At 47.6% G+C, this 14,340-nt stretch carries 11 protein-coding genes and 1 tRNA gene; 7 read left to right on the top strand and 5 right to left on the bottom strand.

Translation table 11 applies throughout. From position 1 onward, the window contains the following. The first annotated feature begins 63 nt into the window (after window positions 1–63). Window positions 64–1,686 (top strand): ArnT family glycosyltransferase, encoded by a 1,623-nt coding sequence (locus ICL55_RS07970; protein WP_223151388.1) that lies wholly within the window; start codon window positions 64–66, stop codon window positions 1,684–1,686. A gap of 151 nt (window positions 1,687–1,837) precedes the next feature. Here ICL55_RS07970 and ICL55_RS07975 read toward each other — a convergent pair whose 3' ends face one another. Then, window positions 1,838–2,563, bottom strand: coding sequence for a superoxide dismutase (locus tag ICL55_RS07975; RefSeq protein WP_188095849.1), 726 nt, complete (start codon window positions 2,561–2,563; stop codon window positions 1,838–1,840). Between the two features lie 500 nt (window positions 2,564–3,063). Between ICL55_RS07975 and ICL55_RS07980 the strand changes: the two genes are divergently transcribed. The 6 genes from ICL55_RS07980 to ICL55_RS08005 all read left to right on the top strand — a co-directional run bounded on the left by ICL55_RS07980 (window position 3,064) and on the right by ICL55_RS08005 (window position 8,754). Beyond that, entirely contained in the window at window positions 3,064–3,786 is a 723-nt protein-coding gene (locus tag ICL55_RS07980; RefSeq protein ID WP_188095851.1) for a hypothetical protein, read from the top strand. A 17-nt stretch (window positions 3,787–3,803) separates the two neighbouring features. Then, on the top strand, window positions 3,804–4,922 hold the full coding sequence (locus ICL55_RS07985) for a ThiF family adenylyltransferase (protein WP_188095853.1): 1,119 nt from the start codon (window positions 3,804–3,806) through the stop codon (window positions 4,920–4,922). 13 nt (window positions 4,923–4,935) lie between these two features. Then, entirely contained in the window at window positions 4,936–7,107 is a 2,172-nt protein-coding gene (locus ICL55_RS35400; RefSeq protein ID WP_188095855.1) for a sensor histidine kinase, read from the top strand. 15 nt (window positions 7,108–7,122) lie between these two features. Continuing rightward, window positions 7,123–8,220 carry a sensor histidine kinase gene (locus ICL55_RS07995; RefSeq protein ID WP_188095857.1) on the top strand — a complete coding sequence of 366 codons (1,098 nt, stop codon included), beginning with the start codon at window positions 7,123–7,125 and terminating at the stop codon, window positions 8,218–8,220. Continuing rightward, window positions 8,204–8,623, top strand: coding sequence for a response regulator (locus ICL55_RS08000; RefSeq protein ID WP_078670208.1), 420 nt, complete (start codon window positions 8,204–8,206; stop codon window positions 8,621–8,623). The genes ICL55_RS07995 and ICL55_RS08000 overlap by 17 nt, the downstream gene beginning before the upstream one ends. Window positions 8,624–8,678: 55 nt before the next feature. Then, window positions 8,679–8,754 (top strand) — tRNA-Ala (locus tag ICL55_RS08005). 87 nt (window positions 8,755–8,841) lie between these two features. On the opposite strand, the gene ICL55_RS08010 is transcribed toward ICL55_RS08005, so the two are convergent. The 4 genes from ICL55_RS08010 to ICL55_RS08025 all read right to left on the bottom strand — a co-directional run bounded on the left by ICL55_RS08010 (window position 8,842) and on the right by ICL55_RS08025 (window position 14,330). Continuing rightward, on the bottom strand, window positions 8,842–9,837 hold the full coding sequence (locus ICL55_RS08010; protein WP_188095859.1) for a terpene synthase family protein: 996 nt from the start codon (window positions 9,835–9,837) through the stop codon (window positions 8,842–8,844). Window positions 9,838–10,055: 218 nt separating this feature from the next. Continuing rightward, entirely contained in the window at window positions 10,056–11,810 is a 1,755-nt protein-coding gene (locus ICL55_RS08015) for an ATP-binding response regulator (protein ID WP_188095861.1), read from the bottom strand. 301 nt (window positions 11,811–12,111) lie between these two features. Further along, on the bottom strand, window positions 12,112–13,698 hold the full coding sequence (locus ICL55_RS08020) for a hybrid sensor histidine kinase/response regulator (RefSeq protein WP_188095864.1): 1,587 nt from the start codon (window positions 13,696–13,698) through the stop codon (window positions 12,112–12,114). Between the two features lie 44 nt (window positions 13,699–13,742). Further along, window positions 13,743–14,330, bottom strand: coding sequence for a chemotaxis protein CheB (locus tag ICL55_RS08025; RefSeq protein ID WP_246496198.1), 588 nt, complete (start codon window positions 14,328–14,330; stop codon window positions 13,743–13,745). Window positions 14,331–14,340: the final 10 nt, after the last annotated feature.

The raw sequence follows: 14,340 nt of genomic DNA on the forward strand, positions 1-14,340 counted from the left end.
TTGCTCCTTTTCTTTTTTGCTTTTTTGAGAGCCGTCGTGCGCTATTTTTTATAAACTGTGATGATGAAATACCTGTTGATTGCCCTTGTGGCAGCCCTGCTGTTTATACCATTTCTGGGGGCTGTGCACCTTTTTGACTGGGACGAGATAAACTTTGCCGAAGCAGCCCGGGAGATGATTGTAAGCCATAACTACAGTCAGGTCCAGATCGACTTCCGGCCTTTCTGGGAAAAACCGCCCCTGTTCATCTGGATGCAAGCCGGCAGCATGCTGCTCTTTGGTGTGAATGACTTCGCTGCCCGCCTCCCTAATGCAATCATCGGTATCGCTACCCTGCTGACCCTTTTCGCTATCGGTAAAAAACTGGCAGATGAGAAAATGGGCATGTGGTGGGCGCTGGTATATGCCGGCTCGTGGCTTCCCCACTTTTATTTCAAATCGGGTATTATTGACCCCACTTTCAACTACTTTATTTTCCTCGCCATCTATTTCGCCTACCGGATAGCCTACAGCAACCGCTCGTACCGTATGGCCATGCTGAGCGGTTTTTTCCTTGGACTGGCGGTGCTGACCAAAGGACCGGTGGCCATCCTCGTGTCTATGCTTACCCTGGTAGTGTACTGGCTCTGGAATAAATTCCGTATTGGTATCAGGCTGGCACATCTGGGCCTCATCGCCCTTTTTGCGTCCATCACTACGCTGCTTTGGTTTGGCTATGAAATCATCGCCCACGGCTGGTGGTTTGTCAATGAGTTTGTGACCTACCAGATCAGATTGCTGACCACCGAAGATGCCGGCCATGGCGGCCCGTTCTTCTACCACTGGGTAGTACTCCTGATTGGTTGTTTCCCTGCGAGCATCTTCCTGTTTTCGTATATCCGTGGCCGGAAAAAGACGATCTATGGTCAGCCCGCCGCTACCGAGCAGAAGGATTTTAAAGTGTGGATGTGGATATTATTCTGGGTGGTATTGATACTGTTTTCCATTGTGAAAACGAAGATCGTGCATTATTCTTCCCTGTGTTATTTCCCGCTGTCCTATCTGGCGGCGTACCAGGTATATAAACTGTCTTCCGGCAAACTGCGCCTGCGTGGCTGGAACATCGCCCTGGTATGCGTGGTGGGCATCCTGTTGGGTATTGCCATTGCACTGCTGCCGCTGGTAGGTGTATACAAAGACATGATCATCCCCTATATCGGCGATAAGTTTGCTGCCGCCAACCTGCAGGCCGGGGTATCCTGGTCTGCCGCGGAAACCGGCTACGGTATCGCCTATATGCTGTTGGTGATCATCAGCACGGTGTTACTGTACAAACGAAAAATCACCAACGGCCTGGTATGCCTGTTTGTAAGCACCATGGTGATCATTCCGGTAACAGTGGTGCATTTTGTGCCCAAGCTGGAGCGGTACTCTCAGGGCGCTGCCATCGACTTTTTTATTTCCCTTCAGGGCAAGGATGTGTATGTAAAAGCACTTGGCTACCACAGCTATGCCCAGCATTATTACACCCGGGAACAGCCCCATAGCAATAAAAACTATCCCAATACCGACTGGCTGCTGAACGGCGCTATCGACAAGCCTGCTTACTTCATCTGTCGTATTACCGACAGCGGGGAATTCATTCATCATCCTAATCTGGAGGTGATTGGAGAGAAGAACGGGTTTGTTTTCTTGAAACGTAAATAATCACGCAAAGGCGCAAAGCAGCAAAGAGCGCAAAGAATTCTTGAATTTAATAAGAAAGCAGAGGGGCGAAGATCAAATTTGATCTTCGCCCCTTTGCTTTCTTTGTTGCTTATAACTTTGCGCTCTTTGCTGCTTTGCGCCTTTGCGAGCACTACGCGTTGTTGTAACGTTTTTCCACCTCGTCCCAGTTCACCACGTTCCAGAAAGCATTGATATAATCCGGTCGTTTGTTCTGATACTTCAGGTAGTAGGCATGTTCCCACACATCGAGCGCGAGGATGGGCGTACCTTTTTCCTTCACGATATTATGCATGAGCGGGTTGTCCTGATTCGGTGTATTGATCACGGACAGTTTTTTGCCAGGGCCGGCGATCAGCCATGCCCAGCCGGAGCCAAACTGTGTCTTACCCGCATCATTGAATTTCTCCCGGAATTTTTCAAAGGAGCCAAAATCTTTGTTGATGGCCGCTTTCAGCTTTTCGGAAGGAGTTGTTTTTTTAGGAGACAGCAGTGTCCAGAACAGGGAGTGATTGTAGTGTCCACCGCCGTTGTTACGGATAGCTTTGTCTTTATCGGTTACTTTATGCAGTATTTCTTCCAGCGACAAGGTAGCGAAGGGGGTGCCATTGATAGCGTCGTTGAGATTTTTCACGTAGGCGCCGTGGTGTTTGTCATGATGCAGTTCCATCGTCATCTTGTCGATGTAGGGTTCCAGGGCATCATAAGCATAAGTCAGTGGCGGCACCACAAACGGGGCCTTTGGGTCGTCGGAGCTGGTTTTCGCAGAAGTAACGGGCACGGCCAGACTGCTGAGTGGGCCGCTGAGTGCAGCTACGCCAGCGAGGCTGGTCAGCTTTATGAATTCTCTCTTGTTCATATTAGAAGAATTGAAATTTGTTTATAGCAATAAGAGATACAAATCTAACGGTAAAGGGAATTCTTCGCAGCAAAATTTACACCAATGAATGCAGGTATTTTCACCAGTAAAATATTTACAGATACTTATACTGTTGACTACCAGTGCACCACATCTTAAGTAATTAGTATTTATTCAAAAAACGGGACATTCTTTATGGATTATTCTGGAAATAATACTATTTTACCATTACCTTCATGTGAAGATGTAGAGCTTTTTAATCTTTTTCAACAAAAATGGAACTATTTATCCCGGGAGATGCTAACTGCGGAGATAGAGATGCAATCCCATGCTATAATGGCCAACAATACTATGCTGTGTACACCCGCCATTGTAACAGCGTAGTAGGAAAGCGGTAGCTTTTTTGCTGACAATGCTTATAATAAAACTGCGTATATTTTTTTAAAAGCCACCCGACCCTGGCAAACTAAACTAAAAAAAATTTTAAAGCATTCCCATACATGCTCAAGGTAAGAGTATTTAAGGCAATCGAATATCCCGAAGAGTGTTTGCAATATATTGCAGGACATCGGAAAGTGCTGGAAGCTTATGGTGTCACAAAAGTTACCTCCGCAAATGTAGACTGGATGTACGAGCCTTATACTTACATTATTACCGTGAGCAATGATGATTATACAAAAACATACGGAGGCTGCCGGATACAGTTGGCCGGCGGCAGTGTTCCGCTCCCCATTGAAAGTGCCATCAACAATATGGATTCCAGGATATACGATATTGTAAAGGAATTAGCCGTTGGCGGCGGCACCGGTGAATTTTGCGGATTATGGAATTCGCGTGAGGTGGCTGGTTGGGGTATTGGCAGTATTGTCCTTTTCAGGGTAGTAAATGCCGTACTGAACCAATTACCTGTCAGTACGTTTTTAGGCTTTTGTGCACAGACGACTTTCCGTAACAGTATCCGTACCGGGTATCAGATTATGACCAATATCGGTAATCAGGGCACTTTTTACTACCCCAAGGAAGACCTGATCGCTACCGCGCTCATACTGAACGACCCCCTGGAGCTGAAGAGCGCTCATCCGGAAGACCGGGAAAGAATGATGAGTTTACGCAACAATCCGGTGCAAACGATTGTAGAAAAAGGGCCTAAGGGAGAAATGCAGGTTGACTACGACCTGAGGATCATGTCGGCAGCAACGAGCGACCTGCCGATATCCCGGTAGCAATAAATAACTTAACGATGAACAACGTACTAGTAGATGCGATAGCAACGAGCCAACAGAGATCATTAGAAAGGGACGTAAAGTTTTTCAGGTTAAAGGACCCCGCACAGCTGGACGCCCTCACCCAGTTGCTCGCCCAACAACCCGGTATCCGGGTCTTCGACGAAATACAGCCCCAGCTGGCAGAACTTATCCGCCTTCAACATCCCACAGAAAGATTGTCCGATGCTGCCATTGCCGAAAAGGTAGCCGCTCATCTGGGCAACACGCCTCCGGCCGCATATGGCGTATGGGTCTACTACCCCTGGTCGGGCTACGTGGTGCATATTCTTGACGAAGCCGAATTCATACATCTGCGCACCAGTCGCAATCAGCATAAGATCACAGAAGCAGAGAGAAAAACGCTGCAAACCAAAAAAATAGGAATCATCGGCCTTTCCGTAGGACAGTCCGTTGCCCTGGCGCTGGCCATTGAAAGACTATGCGGAGAACTTCGTATAGCCGACTTCGACAAGCTGGACCTGAGCAACATGAACCGCATCCGGACGGGGGTACATAATGTGGGCATCCTCAAAACAGTACTGGTAGCCCGGGAAATTGCCGAAATTGATCCATTTTTGACGGTCCATTGTTATGATAATGGTATTTCGGATGATAATATAGACGCTTTCCTGACAGACGGAGGGCAACTCGACATTCTCGTAGAAGAATGCGACGGGCTGGATATCAAGGTCCTGGCCCGCCAGCGGGCCAAAGCCATGCATATCCCGGTAGTGATGGATACCAGTGACCGGGGCATGGTGGATGTAGAGCGGTTTGATCTACAGCCTGATTTACCTATATTGCATGGACGGATACCGGAAGACATCACCGCCGCCCAGATCAGAAGCATGCAGGGACCGGAGAGGATGCAGCTGGTAGACCGTATCGTTAATTTCAACGCTATGTCAACCAAAATGCAGGCCTCTCTCGCAGAGATAGGCAAAACCATTACTACCTGGCCGCAACTGGCTTCGGCCGTGATGCTGGGAGGCGCCTCCATCGCCCATGTGTGCCGGGAAATGGGGCTGAACAGGGAGATTGCCTCCGGCCGTTATTACGTAGACTTTGAACAGATTTTTAATCACGATAAATGATCCGAAATAAGCTATGCGACTTCTGATCAGACCGGCATTTTACAAATTCGTATGTCTGTTGCTGTTAGTAACAGTTCGCTGGGTACCCGTTTGGGCAGATACTATCAGCATCTCCCGCAACTATCCTATTCAACTGGCTGAATATGGCCAGTTGGAATACCTGCTGGACCCGGCCGGCAATCTCACTTTTGCGGACGTGGAAGATTCCCCCGGCTTTCAGAAGTTGCAGAAACAGATTCCCAATTTCGGTCTCACCAAAGATGCCATCTGGCTTCGTTTTACCGTAAAGAACAACACTCAGCTGCCGGAACTGATGTTCAACATCACCTATCCGATCCTCGACCTGATAGACCTCTACTACCCTGGTCCTGACGGCTACGAAGTGATTCCCGGAGGGGAACTGCGGCCTTTCAAAAAAAGACCGGTCGTACACCAGAATTTCGTGTATAACGTCAGTATTCCTACCGGGTCTTCCAGTACCTTCTACCTGCGTATACAGAGCCGGGAAGCCATCCTGGTACCGGTGTACATTGGTACGGCCAGAGAAATATACAGCAAACTATATAACGACGACCTGCTGCTCTCTATCTATATCGGCATTATCCTCGTTATGATATTCTACAATACCTTCATTTTCTTTTCCGTAAAAGACTGGAGTTATTTTTACTATATCATCTATATCGCCTGTGTGGGATTGGCGCAGATTTGCCTGCACGGCTTCGGATACCGTTTCTTCTGGCACGAAAACCTCTACGTCACCGAGCAGAGTGTACTGTGGGCCGGCGCCTTGTCGGGCATCTCGGTACTGGTGTTTGTGCAGAGCTTCCTGCATGTACGGGAGAAAGCCCCCTGGGCCTACCGGATCATGACCCTGTTTGTGATCGTTTATTCCAGTACCATCGTACTGTCGTTGCTGGGATACTTCTCCATCGCCTATGCGCTGATCGATTTCCTTGCCATTACCGGTGTGAGCTTTATCCTGCTGTTTGCCATCATGCAGGCCGTCAAACACTCCCGCACCGCGAAGATATTCGTACTGGCGTGGACGGTGTTCATTCTCGCCATTATCTGTTTCGTATTGAAAGATGTAGGCATCATCCCCTATAATATCTTTACCAGCCACATTATTGTGATCGGGTCAGCGATAGAAGTCATCCTCCTGTCCTTCGCCCTGGCAGATAAAATCAACACTTTTAAAGCCGAAAAAGAAGCCTCACTGGCCATTGCCCTGGAGATATCCAAAGAGAACGAGCAACTGGTAAGGGAACAAAATATCATCCTGGAAGCTAAAGTACAGGAACGCACCGAAGAACTGCAAAACAGTAACCGGGACCTCAACGTGGCCCTTACCGACCTGAAAGACACACAGACACGGTTGGTCGAAAAAGAAAAAATGGCATCCCTTGGTCAGCTGACCGCCGGTATTGCCCATGAGATCAACAATCCGATCAACTTCGTCACCTCCAATATCAAACCCCTGAAGCTGGATATTGCCGACCTCCAGGAGCTGCTCAACCGCTACGGTGCGCTGGCCGGCAAAACCGATATACAGAATGAGCTGAAATCCATCGAACAATTCAAGCGGGAGATAGACATCGACTATATTCATGAGGAAATTTCCTCCCTGATCAAAGGCATTGAAGACGGTGCCGCCCGTACCGCGGAGATCGTGAAAGGGTTGCGGACTTTCAGCCGCCTCGATGAAAGCGATGTGAAGTCCATCGATATCCACGAAGGTCTCGACTCCACGCTGGTACTGCTGCGCAATGGTATTCCACCCAATGTGAGCATCATTAAACATTACTCGGAGCTGCCCAAAATTGAATGTTACGCCGGTAAAATCAACCAGGTGTTCATGAATATCTTCTCCAATGCCCTGAATGCGATCAAAAGCAAAAAAGAGCAGCACAACGAGTCTATTACGATCACCACCAGCCACGAAGACCAGTTTATCATTATCCGGATCAAAGATACCGGCATTGGCATGTCCGAAGCGGTGCAACAGAAGATCTTCGATCCTTTCTTTACCACCAAAGATGTAGGGGAAGGAACTGGCCTGGGGCTCTCTATCGTATTCAGCATCATAGAGAAACACAGGGGTAAAATCGTTGTAAATTCCACCCCCGGGGAAGGAGCGGAATTTATTATATATTTACCTCTCAACGTCACGATTCATCAATCCTAACCATAACACCCTTTAATGAAAGAAAACCGCATTAGAATATTATATATCGATGATGAAATCCATAATCTGAACGCCTTCAAGGCCAGCTTTCGCAGAAGTTACGAGATTTACACCGCTAACTCAGCGCAGGAAGGCAAACAGTTACTGAAGGAGATTATGGTCCATATCATCATAGCGGACCAGAAAATGCCTGTTTCTACCGGGGTGGAGTTCTTTAACGAAATCAAAGACACCCTTCCGGACCCTATGCGCATTTTGCTGACCGGTTATACCGATGTGGAGGATATCATTGATGCGATCAACAAGGGGCATATCTTTTCCTATATCAAAAAACCCTGGGATGAAAATGAGCTGCATAAAACGATCAACAATGCCTATGAGATCTATCATACACGCAAGCAGCTGAAGGAAAAGATCGTAGAACTGGAGAAAACCAATGATGAGCTGAACCGGTTCATCTACTCTACCTCCCACGACCTTCGTTCCCCGTTGATGTCTGTACTGGGCATTATTAACCTGTCGCGGCTCGACAATTCCGTGGTAGACCCCAACGGCTATATGAACATGGTGGAATCCTGTGTACTGAAGCTGGACGGATTTATCCAGAAAATCATCGAATATTACCGTAATTCGCGGCTGGAGATAGAATATGAGAAGATTGACTTCAACACCCTGTTGAATGATTGTATCACGGCCTTTCAGCCACAGAACACTGCCATCCGCTTCCACACCCAGGTAGACCAGGTAGCCGAGTTCCGCGGAGATACATTCCGGATCAGCGTTATTTTAAACAATCTTATTTCCAACGCTGTTAAGTACCAAAAACCGGAAGAACCTGAACCGATGGTCAATTTGTCGGTAAAAGTGGAACCGCATAAGGCCACCATCTGCATCCGGGACAATGGTATCGGCATCCTGAGCGAGCATCTGAACAACATCTTTAAAATGTTCTTCCGCTCCAAGAACAATAACAAACCAGGAAGTGGCATAGGCTTATACATTGTAAAAGAAGCCCTCAGCAAAATTGGCGGTACAATTAATGTAGAGTCCAAATACGGCGAAGGCACTCAATTTGAAATTACCATCCCGAACAGAAATGAATTCGATACCTGACCTGCGCGTCATATTGATTGATGACAATGAGATTGATTTATTGCTGCATGAGAAGTTGATAACGTTTCAACAAATCAGCAGAACGGTGATTTCATTCGCCAATGCCAACAAAGCACTGGAGTTTTTATCATCCAATATTGCCCTGCCTAAAATTCCCCCTACCATTATTCTGCTGGACATCCAGATGCCTGAAATGGACGGCTTTGAATTCCTGCAGGCTTTTGACACCTACCCTCAGAAAATCAAGTCGCAGTGTCATATCGTGATGGTATCTTCCTCCCTTGATTATGGCGATATCACCCGCACCAATGCCAATCCGCTTGTGATCAAATTACTCCGCAAACCCTTGCTGCTAAAGGAACTGAAAGAGACCGTAGAAGGAATTTTTAAAGATTTTGTGTAAAAAGTTGGCGGATTCGGAAAATTATCTATTTTTGCATTCCCGAAAGGGAAAATATGGGGGATTAGCTCATCTGGTAGAGCGCAAGCATGGCATGTTTGAGGTGAGCGGTTCGAGCCCGCTATCCTCCACCAAAAGATACTAAAAACCGCGCCTGGCGCGGTTTTTCTGTTTATAATAACATGGTCGCCTATCGGTTATTTTCCATGTTACCAACAACACTATTCTCCTTCTCCAATATTTAATTTCTCCAGGATATCATCCGCATCGTCTACCACATAACCATCCGTATTAATGTCGTGATAGCCATAGCGCTCCGAGTCGTTCAGGCTCCAGTCCAGATTTCCCCGGACAATGCCTATCAGCCCGTCGATATATTGTTGCACCGCAGGGCCCCACTCCCGTCGCGAAACGCCGGCAATGCTGCGGGAAAAAAGCTCCATATGCTGATTATGCAGTACCACAGCCTGATTAATGGCTTCCTGCAAAGAGAGGTCGAACAGCTGCTGTAGCAGCACGATGAGGTTGTGATAATCCTGATGGGCCAGTTCTTTTTTTACGCTGAGGATATCATTTGCCAGGCAGCCCAGACGGCCGCACAGGGTATTCAACACCATGTACTCCCTGCTATCCAGAAATTTAGCCGGTAGCTTGAGGTTACTCACGAACCGCACCAGCGTGCCGGCCAGCGCAGCGCCTCCGGCCGCGGGGCGCATCTTGAAATATTCATCCAGCGTAGGCCAGCGGCTGGCTTCCGCATTCCGTCGTTCCCAGGCTATCCCGTTGAAAAGAGAGCGTATATCCGCTGTAATCCGCTGTTGTAGAGATACAGCGCTGTGTTTTACAAACCGCCCCCACACATCTCCCAATGCCCGGAAGAAAGGTACATTGCCGTAATAATGTCCGTCATGTAGCACCACCAGGAATTCTCTCAGGAAAAAATCGGATACTCCCTTATCAGCATGATCCGCCAGATCATCCAGCCGGAAAAACAAAGTGAGGAGGTCATTGGCAATGCCCAGCCTCTCTGCGCTCCCTTCATAAAACCGACAGGTCATCGCAGCGAAATTATCCTTGTCATACCTTTCGTATTCTTCTTTGGAAAGCAGTTGATAGCTGGCAATCCATGAATCCGTGTGTTTGCGGACAGCCGGGAAATGGTTACTGATGAAAGGATGAAAAGGACAGTAAAGCGGTGGAATTTTCAGGTCATCCATTGACAATGCTGTATATCACAAAATAAATATTTCGCCGGCAAAATGGCAGCAGTCGTCATCTGCAGTGATAAGCAAACGGGGATAGGCCGCTACTGCCGTCTTTCTACAAGCGTTTTCAAATCAGAAAATAGCCCCTTCACCGGGGGAAACGGGACATGCACTGTCGGAATGGGATACTTTGGGGTTCTTGGGGAACAATTGTTTTTCCATCCTCTGGATCAGATTCCTGTTTCTTGCGGGCAGATGGGTTTAATTGCTTTTAAAAATTCATTTTCTGTAAATGGTTTCAGTAATACCGCTGAAATATCGGCTTCTTTCGCCCGTGCTCTTTCAGCCACGGCTGCGTCTCCGGATATCACCACCACCGGGATGGCGGCATCTGTTGTCCTGATCTGACGAAGCATTTCCTCCATGGATATGTCAGCTATATGCGCATCCAGAAAAACAATATCAGGCCGCTCGTATTGGATAATCTCTTTTGCTTCAGACGGATTATCTGTCAACCAAAGGGTAAAGCGCCTTGTGCGCGCCCAGCTTCTGAATGGGGATGTACTCAGGAAATCATCTTCCACCAGCAGAATTTTAAGATCTTGCAGCTGATCTGCCGTCGGTTCGGCCACTTCATCTTCAAACGTCGTTTCCGGGGCTTCTTCCACCAGCTCCGTCGGGACCTGATATTTAAACACAGTTGCCCATTTTTTTGTTTCGTCCACTGACAATTTTCCGCCCAACTGCCGGACAGCACTGATCACCGTTGGGATACCAAAACCATTACTACCCTTCACTTCTGCCAGGTCTTCCGCAAAGCCGGTCTCAATTCTCTTGCGGACTTCGGCACTCAGTCCGGCTCCATCATTGGCCACAATCAGCGTCAACACATGTGCATTGGAAAGACAGACTTCCACATGTACCTGCTTCCGGCAATACTTCAACGCATTGATGATGCTATTGGAGAATACTTTCGTTAGAAGATACCTGTTGGCCCTGATAATTTTAAAATCCGAGGGAGCGATTTTGTAGAACAATGTTTTTTTCATCCCTTCTGCCGTCAGCATATACATGCATAGAATATCTTCGGCCCAGTCTTTCCAACAAAACACAGAAGTCGTATTTCTGTCAATGCACGGTGTCGACAAGTCTTTGCACAACATGGCATCCACAATATCTTTGATCACATCTCCGCAAACCTTCATACCATATATCTCCCCCTTGTTGACCGGCACACTGGAAGTGGCTCTTTGTCCCAGCCGGCTGAATTTCTCTGAGAAACACGTTACGTTGGACAGGTAGTTTCTTATTTCATGTGCCGCCACTTTTGTGTTTCGCAGGATCTCGGTCTTCGTTTCCTTCAGACGCTCTATCTGCTTGGCCTGCAAGGCCAGTTTCCCTTCTTCAGCAGATAACCGCTCATCTGCAATTCTCACATAAAAAGAAATCGTATATCCTACCAAAAAAACCACTGCACACTGGATAGCTACCCGCGCCACCAGGATGCTTTCCTTAGGAAAAGGCAACGTTTTTACGAAGGGGAACAGATAATTAAGCTTCAATACCACCAGCGTCAGAATAATCATACTCAGCATGATGATTCTTTTTATGCTGTCTTTATAAATCAGAAAAGCCATCAAAAACAGGTACACCGCGATAAACTCAACCGATGCCAACTCCCCCATGATGGACCCAAAATAAAACGTGCTGCCGCAATGAATAGCCACCATACCGGTGGCAGCTGCAAAGTAATATCCCTGTCTGTTCAACAGCGGAATTAACAGCATCAGTAATCCTTCGGCTACCGGCATGTAAAGCATCTGGCTGATCCCGGAAACATAAAACAGGAATGGAGCAAGTACAAAAGCGAGGATAGCGGGAATAACCGCCATTCTGTTGACGATCAGAATACTTCTCCGCTGTTTTACATCAGTGGATGCAGCAGTACCTAATGCACAGATCGTGTTAACAATTGCGAGGCCCATGACAAAAGCGATTTAAGAAATGGTTATTCAGGATTTTCACACGTGATAGCGGCTACACTATTTACGTAATAATTTACGACGAGGTTTTTCGACAATCTGCTTTTCCCGGACAATCCGGGAAGGATTCCTAAATTAAGGAATATTATCAAATCTGATGCCTTCCTTCCGGGTAACCCATGGAAGGAAAGCAGACGGATATAGCGCTGGTTACGATTGCCACTGTCGGATATTTCATCTGATGTATTAGAGAGGCATGCGTTGATTTCAGGGTCAATACGGCAAGTACAGTTTTAACGGTTTATCAATTTACATTGGGCATTTTTATTTGTTGTACGGGCAACACAATAATAAAGGCAGTTCCTTCTCCTTCCACGCTGGTGGCGGTAATAACTCCCTGATGTTTGTCGATCACTTTCTTGGCGATGGCGAGCCCGATACCGGTGCCTTCGTAGTGATCTGCATTATGCAGGCGCTGAAAGATGGTGAATATTTTAGACAGGTACTTTTCGTTAAAACCAATACCATTATCGCGAATGGTTATACGACAAAAGTCGCCATCGACCCGCGGCGGGCTGTCGACCGTACTGCCGGCTATCGTTTCAGCAGAGATATGAATTTCCGGGGCTAAATCTTTTCGGGAAAATTTTAAGGCGTTGCTGATAATGTTCTGAAAGACCTGACGGATCTGCCCAGGAACAGCTTCAATATGGGGCAGTTTTTCCACACACACCACAGCATGTTTCTCCGTAATGGTCAGTTCCAGGTCGCTGATGATTTCCTGGACTACCACATTCAGGTCAGTCACTTCGTATATGCTTGCCGCTGATAGCCGTGAATAATTCAACAGGTCGTTGATCAGTCTGGCCATTCTTTCCGAAGACCCTACAATCCTTTCCATATAGGACATGGCGCCAGGGTCGGTTTTCAGGAAACGGTCGCGCACAATGGCGCCAAACAGCTGTATTTTACGCAGCGGCTCTTTAAGGTCATGAGAGGCTACAGAGGCAAACTGTTGCAGGTCGTGGTTACTGGCTTCGAGCGATTTGTTAATCTCTACCAGTTCCTCGGTCCTTTCCTTTACTTTCTGCTCCAGTATTTCGTTGGCCTGTTTCTGATGGGCTATATCGGTGAAGGTACCAATCCATTTGCTGATGCCGTTGCTTTCCCTGACAGGGATGATACGCAGCAGATGGCAGCGGAAACTATTGTCTGTCCTGTCTTTCAGGTAAACTTCCTTTTCCAGCGGCAAACCGGCACGTAAGGTATCATCGAGGCATTGCTGCAGGCTTTTATCCATCGGCTGGGTTTCCGGCAACTGCTGCAGGCTGTCGGCATATTTAAACCAGTTGCGGTTGGCATATTCTATCTGTCCGTCAGGGGTAACGGTGAAGGCTATCTGCGGCAGCACTTCCAGCATAGTATGCAGTTCGTTCACTTTTTCGCTCAGCGCTGTCTGCGCCAGCTTGCGGACTTCTACCTCTTCCTGTAGCGACTGATGTATCTGTTTCAGCTCTTGTGACTGCTGATAAAGCCGGGAGAAAGTTTTCACTTTCATCAGTAATACGTCCGGATCTACCGGCTTAGTGAGGTAATCAATACCGCCCGAGTCGTAGCCTTTTACAATAAAGCGTTTTTCTTTGTTGACGGCAGACAGGAATATGATGGGAATATCCTTCGCCTTGCTGTAGCCGGAAATGGCCTCCGCCACTTCGAAGCCGTCCATACTGGGCATCTGCACGTCCAGAATGATCAGGGTATAACTGTTTTTAAGTATTTTCTTTAACGCCTCTTCACCGGACAATGCCGTATCCACCTCGAACTGGTAAAGCTCAAGCGTTTTCCGGATGGATAAAATATTCTCTGGCTTATCATCAACAATCAAAATCATACACGAATATATTAGGCTGGGATTTTTTTTCCAATAACCATACCTCAACCGACCATCAGGCCGGCAAAATTATTTATAAAGGACGCCATATCAGCCGCTACCAGCACGTGATCTACCGGCACAGCCTGTATAGCATGCCGCGGCATAAAATCTACGACAGCAGTATCCGGGTCCTGTACAATGGTGATACCACCGGCTTCATGTACATCTCCCAGTCCTTCCACACCATCGCCGTTAGCGCCGGACAAGAGTACGGCCATTGTCTTCGCTCCAAATACGCCGACAGCTGAACTAAACGTAACGTCTATACTGGGCCTGCTGAAATTTACTTTTTCGGAATAATCCAGACTCAGGGTATGGTCTGTTTCCACCAGCAGATGGTAATCACCGGGGGCGATATAGATAGCGCCTGGCAGGAGTGCTTCTTTCTCTTCCGCTTCGCGAACGGGCAAGGAGGTTTTAACTGCCAGCAGTTCCGCCAATACGGAATCCGCACTGCTTTGCCGGTGTAAAACAATAATCACGGCCGCGTTCAATCGGGGAGACAGTCCGGGTAACAATGTCAGGATTGCCTGTAAACCACCGGCCGAACCGCCGATCAGCACCACACGGGAAGCTGTATCCATAGCCATAAGGGCATTA

This window comes from Chitinophaga varians (assembly GCF_014529945.1).
Taxonomy (GTDB): domain Bacteria; phylum Bacteroidota; class Bacteroidia; order Chitinophagales; family Chitinophagaceae; genus Chitinophaga; species Chitinophaga varians.